We start from the raw sequence: 17,618 nt of genomic DNA on the forward strand, positions 1-17,618 counted from the left end.
AGTCCGATTTATAATTATTTTCTAAAAACATTAAAATAATATTTGACACCCAACAGTAAATCTATATAATACACACCCACAGCAACGGAGCTTAGTGACAAACTTAAGAGCTCAGTTGATGTTGAATAAATTGCCTAGCAATTGTTCGAAGGGTGATTAGCTCAGTTGGTAGAGCGTCTGCCTTACACGCAGAATGTCGGCGGTTCGAATCCGTCATCACCCACCACTTCTTAGCAAGTGGCTAAACAAGCTAAGAGACCTAAGCAGCGGTAGTTCAGTTGGTTAGAATACCGGCCTGTCACGCCGGGGGTCGCGGGTTCGAGTCCCGTCCGCTGCGCCATATTTAAAACGAATTTAAACTGTTAAGTTTAAGCAAGTTTCGCCTCAAGCATTAGATTGTTTGAGGTTTTTTTGTGTCTGCGTATTTTGCTTAGACATTGTTTATATAGCTGCTGCGCTACCTAACACTTAACTCGCATGCAAATATTTCAGTGCTATGGCTATGGACGTTGACTTATTCGGCTTACACTAGCGATTAACGCTACCATCACTACACCCATGACAATCAGAATACCAGACATCATATGCGCCGCCTCATAGTTGAGCGCTTCTACCTGCTCATATATCGCAATCGATACTACTTTAGTTTCGCCTGAGATGCTGCCGCCTATCATCAGTACAACCCCAAACTCCCCAATGGTATGAGCAAAGCTCACCAAACTCCCCAAAATAATACCCACGCGCGCTTGCGGTAAGGCTACTTTCATAAACCGTCGCATACGACTTGGTTCTAGGAGATGAGCGACTTCCGTGACACTTTGCGGAATACGCAAAAACTGTGCATAGACAGGCTGTATATAAAAAGGCAATGAGTAAATAATAGAACCAATGACCAGACCTTCAAAGGTAAAAATTAGCGGGCTAATATTATGTTCGCTCAACCATTTACCGATACCCACACTAGGACTGAGCAGTAACAGTAGATAAAAACCAATCACGGTAGGTGGTAGCACTAGGGGCATCGCAATGATGCCCATGAGCAGTACCTTAAGACGTCCTATTGCTTTTATACGACTCGGCTTAGCCAACCAGTAAGCGATAGGCGTTGCAAATAGTAATAGACATAAGGTAGTCACACAAGCGAGCTTAATGCTCACCCAAAATGGACTGAGCATATCTGACATAAGAGACTGGTCGATCATATAATGTCACTGCTCGTTCTATGATGAGAGGGGTTAGTCTAACGTATTACTGGACGGCCAGATAGCCTGCTTGTAAGAAGTGCTGCTGTCCTGCTTTTGAGCGCAGGTAGTCGGTGAAGTCTGCTGCTGGGGCGGTGTTATTGATAATTATGCCATCTTGTAAGATAGTTGGATAAGACGTTGGTAATAAGGTAATAAACTGCTCAGGCTTGGCTTTAATCGCAACAAGCTGAGACTGTGCTACAAAACCATACTCCACACTGCCCGTATACGCATATTGAAATGCCTGACCGATATTCTCTGACTGTATCAAGCTTTTTTGAGCATTCAACTTATCATACATATTTTGTGATTGCAGATAGGCTTTTGCAGAGGCACCATAAGGAGCAAGGTCAGGGTTCGCAATAGCTACCTTGCTGTCCTGAGTAAAGTCAACGCTGGTAAACACATCACCTAGCGATGTTGGCGTAAAATCGTTTAAAGGTTTGGTGACACTATAGAGTGCAAGCTGACCTCTGGTATAGGTAAACGGTTGTACAGATTTATCACGCTTGTCATCAGACAGCTTTGCCGGAAACTCTTGATTGGCAGACAAGAATATATCATAGGGGGCTCCTGCCTTGATTTGAGCATATAGCTTGCCAGAAGACGCGTAAGTGACTTCGATATCTAAGTTACCTTGATTCGACATATTGCTATCTGTTTGATAGCTATCAATGATATTAGGCAGGACATCAGATAAGTTAGCTGCCGCAGCGATACGTAGTGTTTGGTGCTCAGTTGTAGCAGTCGCCGATTCTGCATTCGTACTGTTATCTGCTGTACAAGCATTTAATGCCAGTAGCAGACAAGCAGATACACAGACAGTAGCTAATGACTTAACCATTATTGCTGAGCCATTTAGACGAGTCGTCTTCGTAGTACTCTTGCTTCCACACAGGAATGTCTGCTTTGATGGTATCTAATATCCAGCGACACGCATCAAATGCTGGATAACGGTGCGCTGACACTACCCCAACCCACACAGCAACATCGCCAATCTCTAACGCACCGATACGATGTATCGCAATAGCATGCGTAATTTCAAAACGCTTTTTGGCTTCTTCTATAATGGCGCGACCTTGATTGATGGCCAAATCTTCATAACCATAATAGGTAAGGCGATCGACGCTCGTAGCGTTATTATGATTGCGCACTCGCCCTTCAAAGCAAACAAACGCGCCGCAGCTGTCATTATCTAACGTACTTTTTAGCCTATCTTCGTCAATCACAATATCTAGTAGCGCGAAACCATCACGCTCAGCGATAAGGTAAGCTTCGTCAACACTACGTTTGATGCTCATTGAATGATCGTGGACGTTGTCGGTCATTTTTCTTCTCTATTTATTATTTTCTCTTTGTAACCACTGAATAGCTACTGACAAAATGGACACTAATAAACGCTTGTCTAACCACCAGCGACTGGCGTAATGAAAACTACGCTATCACCATCATTTATCTGGTCAGTCCATTTAGCAAAGTAGTCATTTACTGCAACGCGTAGCTCTGACTGTGGACGGCTAAAGCGATGCTTTTGACTAAGCTGTTCGTATAGTTCAGTCAATGATATATCCTGCTGTACGCTTACTGTCTCTTGCTGGCAATTGGCCTCGTCAGCCAAACTGGCAAAATACATGACATTAATATTCATCGTTGATTCGATATTAGTTGTCATATCGATAGCACTCATAAACCTCTCCCTCTTGCGCAAGCTTCCTTGCTTGACACTTAGCACATTGTTATTGATTAATTAATTGATGACGCACTCTGCAATTTTGTTATTTTAAGCATGACTGTAGTCTGATTTACCACCTGTCTTTTTGACCAGATGAATATCATCTATAACGATGTCATGCGATAGTGCTTTAGTCATATCATAGATAGTTAAGCAGGCAACACTAACCGCTGTTAACGCTTCCATCTCCACCCCTGTCTTATGCGTAACCTTGACCACCGCACTGACCGTGAGGCTGCTGAGCGCGTCATTGTACTCAAAGCTCAAACCTATCTTGTCTAACGGTAGTGGATGGCAAAGCGGTATAAGATCATGAGTGCGTTTGGCTGCCATGATACCAGCGATGTGAGCCGTTTGCGTGATACTGCCTTTTTTGGTCATCCCATCAGCCGCTTTAATCTGCGCATAAATCTCACTGGGAAAACGAACTTGCCCAGTGGCATTGGCTTCTCGCGTCGTTGCTGTCTTACCACTGACATCGACCATGGTAATATCACCATCACTATCCAAGTGAGATAAAGTAGATTGCTGATTTATCTGAACGCTGTCATTCATTTATATAACCTTTCTTATGTGATATTTTTATTATTTTGGTAGATCAGCACATGCCCGCTTAAAATCTTCAGGCGTATTGAAGTTGGTTAGATTTTGCCACTCTTTGCTAAATGGTACAGCTTGCACCAATGGCTGAATAAACCGCATTACTCTACGCTGTCCGCTATCTATATAGGCCTTCAAATCAGGCTCGATGCTTAGCTGATACAGTCCTAATAGTGGATATAAGTGACCGTCATCTTTTAAGCAAATTACTTTTTTATCAGCAGCAAGGCTTATTTCACATTGTAATTTCTGCCACAAGTCAGTTGCTGGTATTAAGCTATCACAGCTAATAACCAGTAACCACGATGCTTGTACGTTTTTTGATACGCCTGAATCATTCAAGCTGCTCAAACCGTTCAATGTTTGTAAGGCTGATTCGATAGCCACAAATGCGCCGCCAGTTTTGACCCGCGCATCATGCTCATTAGAGTCAACATCAGCACCATAATCAGCAATATGAATAATAGGCGAATTGGTTTTTTCTAAATGGACATCTAAACCAGTTTGAAAGCCGCGACCATTATCTGCAACCAATATAGGAATCTGTAACTTGCTCGCATGACGAACATGATAGTCTAGCAGCTGCTCACCTGACGGTAGCGTCAGCATCGCCTTAGCCGTTCCCATACGTCTAGATGCGCCGCCTGCCAAGATAATCACACCTGCCAAACCATCCAGATTATTTGAGCAGTTTTTCATTTACCATTTACCTGTCAGGCTTGATTGTATATCACTCATAGCTCAATTATTTATAACTCAATCATGGCTAGGATTTTGTGCCAAAAAATGCGGCACAAAATTGCACGGACGAGTACGGCTATCAAACTGATCCTTTAAGATATTTTCCCAACCCGTACGGCAAGCACCAGACGATCCTGGTAGACAGAATATACCCGTACCATTGGCCATGCCAGCAACTGCTCGCGATTGTACGGTAGACATACCGATCTCATCTTTTGAGATTAGACGGAACATTTCACCAAAACCATCGATTGATTTATCAAACAGTACACTCACCGCTTCTGGCATGCTATCTCTGATGAAGAACCCTGTGCCGCCAGTTGTGATAACCGCATGAACGTCTGGACTAGCAATCCAACCACTGATGACTGCGCGAATCTGGTAAATATCGTCGGTGATTAATTGACGATCTGCTAAATGATGCCCTGCTTCGGTCAATCTGTCTACTAAGTACTGGCCTGACGTATCTTCTGCCAGCGTACGGCTATCAGAAACGGTCAATACAGCAATATTAAGTGGTGTAAATTGTGTAGCAGGCTTACTCATAAATAATCCTTTATAGTTGTATCAAAAAAGCTATGTTAGAAAATGATTGCAGACTCAAAATATCTTAACCACCAATTATCGATAGATTGTGCATGATGCCACTGTTAGAGTCATGCAGATGATGATGCTCAGGCTTGATTGGCATAAAGCTATGTAAAGTGTTTACCAGTCCTTGGATATCGTCTTGCTGTAAGTATGGACGGATATCATAGTTGCCTTGATCAAACAGACACAAATGCACCTTGCCTTGGCTGCTTACACGCAGGCGATTACAGGTATCACAGAAATGCGCCGCATATGGGGCAATCATACCGATACGACCGATATACTCAGGGTGACTGTACTCTACTGCTGGACCATCGGCACTACCGCGCTCGTGCGGCTGCCAGCCGTTTTCTAACAAGTAATCAGTGATAATATCAGACTGAGCATGCTGCGCAAAAAACAAATCGCTATTATCACTGGTCTGCATAAATTCAATAAAGCGATAGGTCACTTGTCTGTCTTTGACATAGTCGATCGCCGTGATTAAATTCTCAAAAGCAGTCTCTGCCATCAAGACACTATTTATTTTCAGTTTGATATCAGTCGTTTCTAACAATGTATCCATGTCAGCCAATATCTGCGGCAAGGTATCAAAGCCTGTCATTTTATGAAAAGTAGCGGCATCAAAACTGTCCATACTGATATTGAGCTGGTCAAGTCCAGCAGCTTGCCAGTTGGCTATATGTTTACCCAATTTATAGCCGTTACTGGTCATCGCGACCGTCTCGATACCGTCAGTCTGCTTAATCGTTTCGATAATTTCGACAACATCACGACGGATAGATGGCTCACCACCTGTAATTCTAACTTTTTTGGTACCTACTTGAGCAAAGCCGCGCACCAAGGTTGCAATTTCAGAGATACTCAGCTCATCATCAGGGCGCTTACCTTGATAACCATTTGGCAGGCAATACTCACAGCGAAAATTACAGAAGTCAGTAATAGACAGACGCAAATAAGTCAGACGCCGTGCAAACCCATCGGTTAGCGGCTGGTGATAGTCACTCATCTGCTCAGTGGGCACGACCAAGGAAGACCCCATGTAGCCATCAGATAATGCCGGTGCCAAGCTCGGTGAATACAGTTGCGGGCTGTCTATTTTGTGTTTGTCATCTATGTTGTCATCAATCATATGTTACTGCCATCAGTACTACTTACTATAAGCACTACTTTGTTATTCGTGTTTAGCATACCAGTGTAAGGTTATAGGGTTGCTCTTCAGCTCTGTGCGACCACCTTACAATAAATTGGCAAACGATGAATTAGCGATGTAGCCAAGGAAACGGTTGTACAACGACGTCATTACCAGCTGCTACGTTCCCACTATCTTTATCCAACACAATGAAGCAATTAGCGCGGCTCAGCTGTTTGATTCTATGTGACTGCTGTCTTGAAAAGCACTCAACTTGATAATGACCTATATCGTCTCGTGACAATACGCCACGCTGAAAGTCTTTGCGGCCGGGAGATTTTCTGATATCACTGATGAGTTTGGCTTTGATAGTTAGCGGCATTGGCTGCTCTGATACGCTAGCACCTGACATTTGCCACAATGCAGGTATTACAAACTGTAGCGCACCCACGACCGTAGAGAGCGGATTGCCGGGTAGGCCAAAATACAATACTGGCTTATCGAGATTTTTATTCAATTCGCCAAATACAAAAGGCTTACCAGGTTTCATCGCCACTTTATAATGGTTAATTTGACCTAACGTTTCAATCACAGTGGTCAAAAAATCATAGTCACCAACCGAGACCCCTGCAGTAGATATCAGTACATCACAGTCCTGCATGGCCTCATTGACTGCGATAGTTGTCTGCTCTAGGTTATCAGGAATAATGCCATAATCACGAATAGTGATAGGCAGATCTGATAGCAAGCTTTTGAGCGTTGGGGTATTCGAGTTATATATTTGAGCTAGACTTTGTAGCTCATTGCCAATAGCCACGAGCTCATCACCTGTTGCCAGCACACCTACGACGAGCGGCTGGAACACGTTCACTTGGCTAATACCTAGGTTGGCAAGTAAGCTAATATCTGCAGGATTAAGGCGTTTACCAATTTTTAGTACGGCTTCGCCAGACTCAATCTCTTCGCCTTGTGAGCGGATATTATTGTTAACTTTGGCGGTTTGCGTGAGCGTGATATTATAAGGGCGAGATTTATCAACGGTCGCTTTGATATCTGCAAAATTTGTATTCTCTTGCATAATGACCGTATCACAGCAATCTGGCACAACTGCACCCGTAAAAATACGTACCCCTTGCCCTGCCGCTGTCTCACCAGTATAAGCACTACCAGCTTGCGACTCGCCAATGATTTCGATAGTACTGTTTTCTGATAACTCACTACCTTTGGCAATCGCATAACCATCCATCGCAGATAGGTTTTGTCGCGGCACATCAAAGGGTGAAGCAATATCTTGAGTCAGTATATGGTTTAGGCTGCCCAGTAACTCTAGAGTGTTAACGGCTCTTTTTTGTAGCGGAAAGTCAGTAATATGATAACTATCTATCCGTTGCTGTATCGCAGCTTGTAATTCTTCCATGGTAATCATAAGGTCACGCTCTTTCTGTCGTTCTAATTACTGTCGTTCTAATTATTCGTAATCGAAACTGTTATTAAAAATGGTCATTGAAAACTGTCACTAAAAACTATGAGTAAAAGTCATCGTCAAAAAACACATTATCTAGAGTCTATCATTCAAAGTATCAACTTTCTTGTATTAACCTTGTCCTGATAAGTTTTGAATAAAGCCAGATTACACTGGTCTTAATATTTGATATTTATTGCATTGTCCATGGTGTTAAAGGTGTCAGCAAAATCAGACATAGATTGAGACAAAAAAAGCACCTTGGCAAGGTGCTTTTTGTAGAACAAAGTAAATTATCGTTTGTTGGCTAGTGGCTAATTAATAATGGCTAAGCACGATTAAAAAGAGCCACTTTTATACAATGTATAAATACCCTCAGCCTACCTCACCATCCAGCCAGTGAGGACGCACTGTTTTGAGTAATAAATCCATCTGGCGTTTGGCCATTATCTGCTTGCCAGCGCTGGAATGCCATACGAGTATTGGTACCCACAATACCATCAGCGCCTTTGGTATCGTAACCCATACTAGTCAACCGACGTTGTAAGTTAGTCACTTGCGTGGTCGATAATGGACGCTCATAACGAGGCCAAGATTTTTGCAACCCGCTTTGTCCATTAATCGTTTTGCCTAGTAGACTAACGCCCAACGCATAACTTGATGAGTTGTTATAGACTTTAATCACATCAAAGTTTGGGCTCAGCAATAATACGGGACCGTCTTTACCAGCGGGTAACCATAGCTCCATCTGAGTATTGGCGTCTAAGTAAACGTCCGCTATCGTATCGACACCCATCGCAGCCCATCTAGCAGCAGGTTGTTTACTACCAACCACTGAGTAATCAAACGATGCTGGCACCGTTGCCTCATAAAACGGTGCTAAGCCACGAACCCAACCTGAATTGCTAAGATAGTTGGCCGTCGAGGCTAGTGCATCACCAGTCGCCCAAGGATTGCGATGCCCATTGCCATCACCATCGACCCCTTGTTTGAGCCAAGTCTCAGGGATAAACTGGGTTTGTCCCATACCACCTGCCCAAGAACCGTCCAACTGTGACCATGATACATCACCGCGTTGTAGCAGTGTCGCTAACGATAGCAACTGCGTTTCAGCAAACTCTTGACGACGACCATCATAGGCAAGGCTGGCAAGCGAACTTGGCAAATCACTATTACCGGTCACAGCGCCATACGATGACTCCATGCCCCATATCGCAGCGATAATCTCTGCATTGACCCCATACTGAGACTCTAGCTGAGACAAATAAGCACGCTGCTCGGCAAATTTACGCTTCCCTACACTGACGCGTCCACTTGATACCGCAGAATCTACGTATTCCCACGGCATCTTGGAAAACTCGGGCTGACCTGAATCTAATGAGATGACTTGCTGGTTTAGATAAGCAGAATCAAGCAATCGACCAATAACTTGGGCATCATAGCCTGACGATATGGCACGCATAGAAAAGTCTGACTTCCAATCAGAAAAGCTACTATAGCTAGGCTTGGGCGCAGGCTGCGGTTTTACGACTGGTGCAGGTGTTGGTTTGACCTGAACGGTTTGGGTTTGAGTAATCTCAACGCCGCCTTGACGAACAGGCTTACTTTGCATTGCCTGCTGGCTTGTACACCCGACCATCACTAATGCTGGCATAAGGGTGAGGTATTGCTTTTTTAATCTCATAAAAAATCTCAAACATGAATAAATAAAATGGCTCACAGTGGCCAAGCTATCCGTAGCTATTATTTAAGTCTAACGCCCAAGTACGCTACGTGGGTCAATAGGATTACCATTTAAGCGAACTTGAAACTCTAAGCCTACCTCATTGGTCTGACCACTGCTACCCATACTAGCAATACGTTGGCCACGCTGTACTGTATCGCCCTCTTGCACCAATAATTGGCTATTGTGGGCGTAGGCTGTGATGTAGTTATCACTATGACGAATCATAATTAGATTGCCATACTCTGGCAGACCGTTGCCTGAGTAAAGCACAGTTCCTGATTGGCTGGCAAGTACTGGATCACCAACTTTGCCCGCAAACCACATTCCCATATTGCCCGTAGCAGGGTCAATATTACGAGTCACTGGGTTACGCGTAGGATAATCATAACCAGAGGTCGAGTTGGCAGTGGCCTCATAAGCTGGTGTTTGAGATTGGGTCACAGGTGGCGTATAAGTTGGTTGCGTTTGAACTGGAGCACTGTAGCTATTGTTACTTGCAGTGGTTGCCACATTGCCTTGCCATAGTTTGAGCCATTGGCCACTATAGATGGTGTATTTACTATCTAGATTGTTCATCGCTCCGATTTGGCGGTAGTTCAGACGATAGCGCGCTGCAATCTGGCTGACCGTATCGCCGCGTTGTACACGGTGATAGTTAGGGACGCCTTGCGCGTTAGTAATAATCTTAGGACCTGCTTGGTTTGCTGATTGATAGGTAGGCTTCGTTGCACAGCCAACGACAGATAGAGTAGCGACTGCCATAGTACCAATCAACGCGGCTTTAACAAGGTGCGATCCAGCTATGATTTTTTTCATACAAGGTTCCTATTCTTTGTGTTGCTCATTCATTGTTTAATCATTCAAAAGCGCTTGATATCATACAAGAGTCTTCTGATATTCTCATAACACGTCAGTGTTTAATAAGCCGGTATGGACTATATCTTATAGAATTTATAGCGCGAGTGTTGATAATCTCTCCAGCGCTGCCGTTGGCGTATGATGTAGGCGTACTGGTGATAAACTGACATACCCTGCCGCTACAGCCTGATAATCTGTCATCACATCCTGCTTTGCTTGTATCGCATCGATTGACGTCTCTGATGGTCGCTCATTTTTACCTTTTCGTAGAGACAACCAATACGCATCTCGACCGCGTGGGTCTATCATATGGCGTACTGGCTGAGCAGCCTGCTTATGGCCTAGCGAGGTTATTTTTCGACCCTTGATATCATCGGCATGCTGCACATCAGGAATATTAACGTTTAATACATGATAGGGCAAATTTTTGAGCATCTCTAAAACCGAAGTTTCAGTAAGCAGCTTGACGATTTCATGTGCAGCCACTTGATAATCACTGGCTGATTCTTGCCCGCCGTTTTTGACACCCCCGCCTACCAAAGACGTTGCTATAGCAGGGATACCAGATAGTTGCGCGGTCAATGCAGCACCGAACGTACCAGAGAACATCACATCTTGTCCCAAGTTAGCCCCTGAGTTGATACCTGTAATCACGCAGTCAAAGTCACTACCACGATACAATTCATGCAGTGCCAAATAAACACAGTCAGCTGGTGAGCCACTTACCGCTACAAATCCAGAAGGCAGCTGATGCGTATGCAGTGGTCTTGAAACACTTAATGCACTGGCATAACCGCTTTGTTCATCGTTCGGGGCGACGACGACAACTTCACCGATAGTCGATAATACTTGAGATAGTGCCAATAATCCTGGCGCATACACACCGTCATCATTACTAATTAAAAATCTCATTTCTACTCAGTATGTGGTTAATGTTTTATTAGCTGTCTTTCTACATCTCTATTTGGTAATTCTACTATCGCGCCATGTCTGTTCAAGATATGGCATAAAAATACGATGATCATATTTAAAATGAAAACATGATACTCTAATTCTTCAATGACATGACGTCACAGTCTAGAGAAAAATATTCATTTTGATAGCATGGGCGATTATAACTGAATAATATAAAGACACGAACCCTGTGTTTAGCAAAGTATCGTGTTCTTCTTATGCTGATAATTATACGATGAAAATAGCGTAACAAGATCTGTATCAAACGAATAACAACCAATAGATTAAGCATCGCGTTACAATACGAAACACCCCACAACAATACAAACCGATGTACTGATACTGAAGTAACTTCATTAGGGTATGCTACTGATATGTTGCTAAAAAATGGTGTTGGCTCACAAGATATCTACACATAAATCAATATTTTATGTGACTTTTGTTTTTTTACCGATTAACATATGACCATTAAATAAAGACGAGCGAGTGTAATACTGAATGAATAAACAATCGATATTATCTATAGCTTCTGTGATAGCAAATACTGCCTCAAAAGTTGGGATTGCAGGACTGATAACGTCTGTTGCTATGCTGTCTCAAGCTTCTAATGCTGCGAATAACTCTGGCACTACCATTCCGCTAGACATGTCTGGCATCAATATCACTAAGCACGAAATTGCGGTGATGCAGGTACTATCAGAGATATGCCCACCAATGCTAAATGGTAAGCAAAAACAGCGGTTCTATAAGTCGTACACTGTACAGCTGCATGAGCTAATGCCTTCTCTAGAAGATCCAAAAGCGGCTATTCAATACCTATCTACACAGCAAGACTACCGCCAGATACTACAAGGTATTCGTAGTTGGACGATGGGATTCTCAAAGCAAGAAAACAAAGCACTATGTGAAGATTTGGCAAACGCGGATTATTAGACAACTAGCTAGTTTAATTCAATAACTAGCGTCCTCTGCTTAATGTGTTAATAATATTGGTATCAATGATAATAAAATAAAAGCTATGTACTCTTTATAACATCAATTAAGCAAAGTTTATCAACTGATTGTCTAGATATCTGTAGCATCAAAGCTTGCTGTCACTTTACTTGTTATTCACAAGCAGTGCAGCAGGCTTTTTTGTGAGCGTTAAATTTTTATTACAGAGACTGGTCAGATGATAGACACAACAAATATATGATAGGCCTTCATTTTTCTTTTCAAACTTGCCTTATTTTTGCATTTATCGATTCCCCATCGGTAGTCATTTTGCTAAGATAAGGCGTTAATTTTATGTCTATTGTGTAGGCGTTACTATTTTCATCGATACATTATTTTAAACACTGCATTTAAGACATGCTGCTTAAAATAATGTATGGAAATAGGTACAAAACATAAGCGATAGATACATTTGGTTCCATGATGCGGTGTAATGATATATGACAGTAAAGCGTGTAAAAAATCAGCTGATACAGCTGGTAGTTGGTGTAAGTATCTCGATGAGTGCAGTAGTGGCAAACGCAGCCATTCAACCACCTGAAATGGACAATACTGCCTATGTGTTGATGGACTATAACACTGGCGAAATTTTGGCTCAAAAGAACGCCAATGAGGCGCTGCCGCCAGCATCTCTGACTAAGATGATGACCAGTTATATCATTGAGCAACGCTTAGCATCAGGCGACCTGAAAGAAGATGAACAGGTATTGATGAGTCCAAACGCATGGTGCCGTGGTAGCAGCAGCCAATCTTGTATGTATGTGCCTGTGAACAAAACCGCCAGCGTCATCGATATGCTACGCGGTATTATTATTCAATCAGGTAATGATGCATCGAAAGCCATGGCTGAACATATTGCTGGTAGCGAAGCCTCATTTGCAATATTGATGAACGAACAAGCACAAAAGATTGGCATGGAGAACTCTAACTTTGTCAATGCTACGGGTATGCCTGATGAAGGTCATTTAGCATCTGCTTTGGATTTGTCTAAACTTGCGCGCGCTATTATCAAAAACAGCGGCGACTACTATAGTATCTACGCAGAAAAAGAGTTCACTTATAATGGTATTACCCAAGGTAATCGTAATGCTCTGCTGATTACTGACCCAACCGTTGATGGCCTAAAAACTGGCCACACTGATGCGGCAGGCTACTGCTTGGTTGCATCAAGCAACCGTGAAGGCATGCGTCTAATCTCTGTCATTATGGGTACCAAGAGCCAACAAGCTCGCGCCGATCAGTCACGCGAACTACTTAACTGGGGTTTCGGTCACTTTACAACGGTTACCAAGGCGCCTGCTGGACAGTTCGTTAGCAAGCTTCCAGTATGGTTTGGAGAAGCTGACGAGGTAGAACTGGCAACTGGCGACAACTTGCAAATTCTAACCAGCAAAACCCAGAAAAATAAAATCACCACAGTGGTGGATATTCCTGAGAGCTTAGAAGCACCAATCAAAAAAGGTCAGGAAGTTGGTAAAATGATGGCTGTAATCGATGGTAAAGCAGTAGCCTCAGTTCCTATCATCGCAACCAATGATATCGAACAGTCAGGCTTTATGAGCCGTACGTGGGAACATATCGTACGCTGGGTAAAGAATCTTTTCTAAGAGAAACTTTTAAAAAGTAGTTTTAGCTAAAAACTGTTTAAAAAAAGACGCCTCAAAATGGGCGTCTTTTTTGTTTTTATGCCTACTTTATTTTAAAGGTGCTTCGATATTGAAAAGTAGAAAATATAAAAAATGCTACCTAATAAAATGAACCTAACTAGGAACACGGATTTGGTAGAACAGCTCTACGTCCAAACCAACCATTGTTTTAATAAGTCGCTTAACGCTTTGTCCTTATAAGTAGCAATATGACAATAGTCAATACCAGCTGCTTTTAAACCATACTCAAAGCTGCCTACATAGCGCGCCCGATGCTGTGGATACCAATATACCAATAACGCACGATGCTCGCTCTTACTGCCCTCATCGCTTTCATGCTTACGGATACGTTTGGCTAGCATCGCAGCTTTTTCCGGGAAAACATCTTCACCAAACATCACCATGTCAACTTTCTGCTTACGCATCTCCTCTATGACGAGTTGGTTACCTTGGCGACAAATGATCGTAGCACCTAGATATTCCAGTTCATTTAATAAAGAGCCTGTCTCATGATAGTAATAATAAATAATCGTTAGGCCAGACAATAAGCGCTGCTGTTTTGATTGCTGTTGATTGGGCATCGCTATGGTCAGCGTAAACTGTGTACCTACACCAAGCACACTATCAACATCAATCGTAGCACCCATAAGCTGCGCCATTTGTCTAACAATCGGTAAGCCAACCCCTGAGCCTTCGTACTGGCGAGTTTGCGACGAATCTACCTGAAAGAACGGATTAAATATATCGTCTAGGTGCTCATTATTGATACCAATACCCGTATCTTTCACGCTAATCTGCCAACGATTACTTTTATTAAAATGTGTCAGTTGCGACGTAATCGTAACTTTCCCGACAGGCGTGAACTTAATCGCATTATTGAGCAGTATCGATAGTATCTGATATATTTTTTCTGAATCACCATATAGGCTATAGTCTATATGATGAATATTACTGATTAACTCTAGCCCTTTTTGCGTAGCCATATTTTCAAACTTGGCTAATAGATCAGCGATTAACTGTAATGGATTAAACTCATTTTTATGAATTCTTATCTGACCTTTTTGGATCTGGTTCAACTGTATAATATGATCTAAAGACAATACCAATTTATCACTGCCACTACTGATAATCTCTACTGCGTCTTTTTGCTCTCTGCTGAGAGTCTCATAATCTAACAGTTGTAAACCGCCTACAATTGCATTCAATGACGTTTTTAACTCGTGAGAAATCATGCTTTGAAAATTGTGCAACTGCACATCTAACGATACATCTTTATTGTGTAATTGCTGTTCAAAAGCCGCAAGGGTTTCATAACCTTGCCTTGCTTCTTGTAAACGGTTGAATAACACAATTAATGCTTTTTTGATTTGGGTTAGTTCTTGAAAATTGAATTGCTGCGGAATGACTGGCAGTTGCTCTAGATTTGCGTTGTTCATGACAATGGCACAAACATCAGTTAACACTTCAATATCTTTAACTGGCCAATTAAGCTTTCTAAAAATATATAAGGCAAACATAACAATCAGTACCACTGTTGTTAGCCATAACCACAGGATATTTTGGAACCAATGTAAACGTAGCAACTCTACGTCCATCGTAATATTAATATAACCAATCAATGTGCTATTTTCGGTAGCTATATCAGTCGTCTCATCTGGCGCTGACGATTCGCTCATAATATTTGATAAAGTCAGTGCTAACTGTTGATTGGAATCGGACTTATTGGACGCCATAATACTGGCATCGAAGTCTTTACTAATCACTGGATAGTTGAAACTGACCGTATGCGCAAATAAAGCATTTTTCCAATCAGCAAGCGACTGGTCTATATCCTCAATTGGCTCAGAGGTTGAATAGAAAACAATACTTTGAATCATCGGCTCATTTTCTAACAAGATATTCACTTGCTCAGCCACGACATCTGCCCCATCTGCAGTCGATGCGCTAGTCGTTAGTAGCGATGCCAATTGTTGGATATGGTGGTTTTTCTCTTGATAGTAATGTACTAAGCCATAAATAAAAGGCAACAGAAAACCTGCCAGCACTGCCAATATGACAGCTTGTATGACAGAACGCCAGATAAGTACGGGGATGGTTTGAAACGAACGGTTGTTCATATCACTCTACTGAGTCGCGGGCAGCTTTCATTTATAGTACAGGTATTTTAAAGATGTGATAAGTAAAACATTTGAGTATTTTTGAAGCATTGAAGTAGCTATTGATGAGCTTAAACTACAGCGTATTAATAGAAAAATGTCATCGCGCTATCGAACGCGATGACATTAATCATCAAGCTAAAGCCTAAAATACGAGAATTAACGAGGCTTTTTATCTTTGGTAGTAAATTTCTGTGATCTATTACGCTCACGCTGACGCAATTGCTGAGCTTTTGCCTTAGTCGGCGTGTCGCTCTTATTAGCATATGGGTTGTCATTTTGCTTCAAGATAACGTTAAGCGGTGTGCCTTCTAGCTTAAACACTTGACGGAATTGATTCTCTAGATAGCGCTGATAGCTCTTAGGAAGCGCACTGGTTTGGTTACCATGAATAACAATAACGGGTGGATTGTGGCCACCAATATGCGCATAACGTAACTTGATACGACGACCAGCAACGGTTGGTGGCGGATTGGCCGTTACCGCATCTTGCAGAATCTGAGTCAAACGGTTGGTCGATACTTCGAACATTGAAGATTTGTACGCACGTAAGATAGACGGATATAAATTACCGACACCTGTACCATGCAGTGCTGAGATCAAATGTATTTTTACATAAGGAATAAAGCTAAAGCGGCGATCCATTTCAAGCTTGATATAGTCTCTTTGGTCTTGCGTTAGGCCATCCCATTTATTGATCGCAACGACTAACGCTCGTCCAGCGTCAAGTGCATAACCAATCATATGCAAATCTTGATCCACGATACCTTCATGAGCATCAATAACAATCACAGTTACGTTAGAATCTTCAATCGCTTGCAAGGTCTTGATGACAGAGAATTTTTCTACTTTTTCATCGATTTTACCGCGGCGACGTACACCAGCAGTGTCGATCAAAACATAATCACGACCTTCACGCTGATAAGGAATATAAATACTATCACGCGTCGTGCCTGGCATATCGAATACCACTACTCGGTCTTCGCCAAGCAGGCGGTTGACGAGCGTCGATTTACCCACGTTTGGGCGACCGATAATAGCAAGCTTTAAGCCTCTTGGCTCTACTATGTTTTCTTGCTCAGGCATATCAGCCGTTAGTACTTCAAGCAAATTGCCCACACCGCGACCATGACTGGCTGCCATCGGATATGGCTCGCCCAATCCTAATGCATAGAACTCAGCAGGTGCTGCATCATGTACACCGTCGACTTTATTGGCAACAACATAGACAGGCTTGCCTAATGTATGCAAAAACTTGCCAATTTCAGCATCAGCGCCAATCATACCGGCACGAGCGTCAACGACGAATACGATGATATCTGCTTCATGGATTGCTGTATGCGACTGCTCAGACATATAGTCATCAATATTACCGCTACCGTCATCAGCTTCACCGATACCACCCGTATCTACAACGATAAAAGATTTATCTTCATAAGTTGCATCACCGTACTGACGGTCACGAGTCAATCCTGAAAGGTCAGCGACCAATGCCTGCCGACTTTTTGTGAACTGATTAAATAAGGTGGATTTACCGACGTTTGGACGACCAATTAAGGCGACCACAGGCTTGATACTCATGGGTTACTCTCAGTGAAAGGCACAATGACGGGCAGTACAGTTATTCTTATAACCAGTGACATAACAATAGTAATAGATATGCTGCAATTGACCGTGAATTAAAATGAATGATAGAACAATAGCAAAAATAATAGATGGCTATTTTACGATTAAAAATAGTATATAGGATGGCTTCATTATACCTATTATACATAAATAAGTA

16 protein-coding genes and 2 tRNA genes are annotated in these 17,618 nt (G+C 42.5%); 4 read left to right on the top strand and 14 right to left on the bottom strand.

Annotated elements, in window-relative coordinates; genetic code table 11:
- The first annotated feature begins 150 nt into the window (after positions 1-150).
- Both CXF60_RS11260 and CXF60_RS11265 read left to right on the top strand, forming a co-directional pair.
- Positions 151-226 (top strand) — tRNA-Val (locus CXF60_RS11260).
- Positions 227-263: 37 nt separating this feature from the next.
- Positions 264-340 (top strand) — tRNA-Asp (locus tag CXF60_RS11265).
- Between the two features lie 160 nt (positions 341-500).
- On the opposite strand, the gene modB is transcribed toward CXF60_RS11265, so the two are convergent.
- The 12 genes from modB to surE all read right to left on the bottom strand — a co-directional run bounded on the left by modB (position 501) and on the right by surE (position 10,998).
- Positions 501-1,202 (bottom strand): molybdate ABC transporter permease subunit, encoded by a 702-nt coding sequence (gene modB, locus CXF60_RS11270; protein WP_102092013.1) that lies wholly within the window; start codon positions 1,200-1,202, stop codon positions 501-503.
- Between the two features lie 46 nt (positions 1,203-1,248).
- A complete protein-coding gene (gene modA / locus CXF60_RS11275) occupies positions 1,249-2,088 on the bottom strand; it encodes a molybdate ABC transporter substrate-binding protein (protein WP_102092014.1) in 840 nt (279 codons plus the stop codon).
- Complete coding sequence (locus CXF60_RS11280; RefSeq protein WP_102092015.1) at positions 2,081-2,572, bottom strand: molybdenum cofactor biosynthesis protein MoaE; 492 nt, start codon at positions 2,570-2,572, stop codon at positions 2,081-2,083. Before CXF60_RS11280 ends, modA begins: the two co-directional genes overlap by 8 nt.
- A gap of 77 nt (positions 2,573-2,649) precedes the next feature.
- Positions 2,650-2,931: a MoaD/ThiS family protein gene (locus tag CXF60_RS11285; protein ID WP_102092016.1), complete on the bottom strand. Its 282-nt coding sequence runs from the start codon at positions 2,929-2,931 to the stop codon at positions 2,650-2,652.
- Positions 2,932-3,024: 93 nt separating this feature from the next.
- Entirely contained in the window at positions 3,025-3,531 is a 507-nt protein-coding gene (gene moaC / locus CXF60_RS11290) for a cyclic pyranopterin monophosphate synthase MoaC (RefSeq protein WP_102092017.1), read from the bottom strand.
- A 30-nt stretch (positions 3,532-3,561) separates the two neighbouring features.
- Positions 3,562-4,275 (bottom strand): molybdenum cofactor guanylyltransferase, encoded by a 714-nt coding sequence (gene mobA / locus CXF60_RS11295; protein ID WP_102092018.1) that lies wholly within the window; start codon positions 4,273-4,275, stop codon positions 3,562-3,564.
- A gap of 57 nt (positions 4,276-4,332) precedes the next feature.
- The gene (gene moaB / locus CXF60_RS11300; protein WP_102092019.1) at positions 4,333-4,863 is read right to left on the bottom strand and encodes a molybdenum cofactor biosynthesis protein B; all 531 of its coding nucleotides are present in this window, start codon (positions 4,861-4,863) and stop codon (positions 4,333-4,335) included.
- 64 nt (positions 4,864-4,927) lie between these two features.
- The gene (gene moaA / locus CXF60_RS11305; protein ID WP_228707120.1) at positions 4,928-5,950 is read right to left on the bottom strand and encodes a GTP 3',8-cyclase MoaA; all 1,023 of its coding nucleotides are present in this window, start codon (positions 5,948-5,950) and stop codon (positions 4,928-4,930) included.
- 220 nt (positions 5,951-6,170) lie between these two features.
- Complete coding sequence (glp, locus tag CXF60_RS11310) at positions 6,171-7,466, bottom strand: molybdopterin molybdotransferase MoeA (protein ID WP_102092021.1); 1,296 nt, start codon at positions 7,464-7,466, stop codon at positions 6,171-6,173.
- A gap of 421 nt (positions 7,467-7,887) precedes the next feature.
- Positions 7,888-9,186: a lytic murein transglycosylase gene (locus CXF60_RS11315; protein WP_101206205.1), complete on the bottom strand. Its 1,299-nt coding sequence runs from the start codon at positions 9,184-9,186 to the stop codon at positions 7,888-7,890.
- A 69-nt stretch (positions 9,187-9,255) separates the two neighbouring features.
- Positions 9,256-10,044, bottom strand: coding sequence for a LysM peptidoglycan-binding domain-containing M23 family metallopeptidase (locus CXF60_RS11320; RefSeq protein ID WP_102092022.1), 789 nt, complete (start codon positions 10,042-10,044; stop codon positions 9,256-9,258).
- Between the two features lie 135 nt (positions 10,045-10,179).
- Positions 10,180-10,998 carry a 5'/3'-nucleotidase SurE gene (surE, locus tag CXF60_RS11325; RefSeq protein ID WP_102092023.1) on the bottom strand — a complete coding sequence of 273 codons (819 nt, stop codon included), beginning with the start codon at positions 10,996-10,998 and terminating at the stop codon, positions 10,180-10,182.
- Between the two features lie 540 nt (positions 10,999-11,538).
- Between surE and CXF60_RS11330 the strand changes: the two genes are divergently transcribed.
- Positions 11,539-11,973 (top strand): MCR_0457 family protein, encoded by a 435-nt coding sequence (locus CXF60_RS11330; RefSeq protein WP_057759051.1) that lies wholly within the window; start codon positions 11,539-11,541, stop codon positions 11,971-11,973.
- Between the two features lie 500 nt (positions 11,974-12,473).
- Positions 12,474-13,640 carry a D-alanyl-D-alanine carboxypeptidase family protein gene (locus CXF60_RS11335; protein ID WP_101206208.1) on the top strand — a complete coding sequence of 389 codons (1,167 nt, stop codon included), beginning with the start codon at positions 12,474-12,476 and terminating at the stop codon, positions 13,638-13,640.
- 185 nt (positions 13,641-13,825) lie between these two features.
- Here CXF60_RS11335 and CXF60_RS11340 read toward each other — a convergent pair whose 3' ends face one another.
- Both CXF60_RS11340 and der read right to left on the bottom strand, forming a co-directional pair.
- Positions 13,826-15,796 carry a sensor histidine kinase gene (locus CXF60_RS11340; RefSeq protein WP_102092024.1) on the bottom strand — a complete coding sequence of 657 codons (1,971 nt, stop codon included), beginning with the start codon at positions 15,794-15,796 and terminating at the stop codon, positions 13,826-13,828.
- 198 nt (positions 15,797-15,994) lie between these two features.
- Complete coding sequence (gene der / locus CXF60_RS11345) at positions 15,995-17,416, bottom strand: ribosome biogenesis GTPase Der (RefSeq protein ID WP_057759046.1); 1,422 nt, start codon at positions 17,414-17,416, stop codon at positions 15,995-15,997.
- Positions 17,417-17,618 lie beyond the last annotated feature (202 nt).

Origin of the sequence: Psychrobacter sp. 4Bb (genome assembly GCF_002836735.1) — a bacterium.
GTDB lineage: Bacteria > Pseudomonadota > Gammaproteobacteria > Pseudomonadales > Moraxellaceae > Psychrobacter.

Excerpts from the sequence above, each read along its gene's own strand:
- mobA (WP_102092018.1), bottom strand. The coding sequence starts at position 4,275 with ATGAAAAACTGCTCAAATAATCTGGATGGTTTGGCAGGTGTGATTATC.
- moaA (WP_228707120.1), bottom strand. The coding sequence starts at position 5,950 with ATGGGGTCTTCCTTGGTCGTGCCCACTGAGCAGATGAGTGACTATCAC.
- CXF60_RS11340 (WP_102092024.1), bottom strand. The coding sequence starts at position 15,796 with ATGAACAACCGTTCGTTTCAAACCATCCCCGTACTTATCTGGCGTTCT.
- CXF60_RS11335 (WP_101206208.1), top strand. The coding sequence starts at position 12,474 with ATGACAGTAAAGCGTGTAAAAAATCAGCTGATACAGCTGGTAGTTGGT.
- der (WP_057759046.1), bottom strand. The coding sequence starts at position 17,416 with ATGAGTATCAAGCCTGTGGTCGCCTTAATTGGTCGTCCAAACGTCGGT.
- CXF60_RS11285 (WP_102092016.1), bottom strand. The coding sequence starts at position 2,931 with ATGAGTGCTATCGATATGACAACTAATATCGAATCAACGATGAATATT.
- modA (WP_102092014.1), bottom strand. The coding sequence starts at position 2,088 with ATGGTTAAGTCATTAGCTACTGTCTGTGTATCTGCTTGTCTGCTACTG.
- glp (WP_102092021.1), bottom strand. The coding sequence starts at position 7,466 with ATGATTACCATGGAAGAATTACAAGCTGCGATACAGCAACGGATAGAT.
- modB (WP_102092013.1), bottom strand. The coding sequence starts at position 1,202 with ATGATCGACCAGTCTCTTATGTCAGATATGCTCAGTCCATTTTGGGTG.
- moaB (WP_102092019.1), bottom strand. The coding sequence starts at position 4,863 with ATGAGTAAGCCTGCTACACAATTTACACCACTTAATATTGCTGTATTG.
- CXF60_RS11315 (WP_101206205.1), bottom strand. The coding sequence starts at position 9,186 with ATGAGATTAAAAAAGCAATACCTCACCCTTATGCCAGCATTAGTGATG.
- CXF60_RS11280 (WP_102092015.1), bottom strand. The coding sequence starts at position 2,572 with ATGACCGACAACGTCCACGATCATTCAATGAGCATCAAACGTAGTGTT.
- CXF60_RS11320 (WP_102092022.1), bottom strand. The coding sequence starts at position 10,044 with ATGAAAAAAATCATAGCTGGATCGCACCTTGTTAAAGCCGCGTTGATT.
- moaC (WP_102092017.1), bottom strand. The coding sequence starts at position 3,531 with ATGAATGACAGCGTTCAGATAAATCAGCAATCTACTTTATCTCACTTG.
- CXF60_RS11330 (WP_057759051.1), top strand. The coding sequence starts at position 11,539 with ATGAATAAACAATCGATATTATCTATAGCTTCTGTGATAGCAAATACT.
- surE (WP_102092023.1), bottom strand. The coding sequence starts at position 10,998 with ATGAGATTTTTAATTAGTAATGATGACGGTGTGTATGCGCCAGGATTA.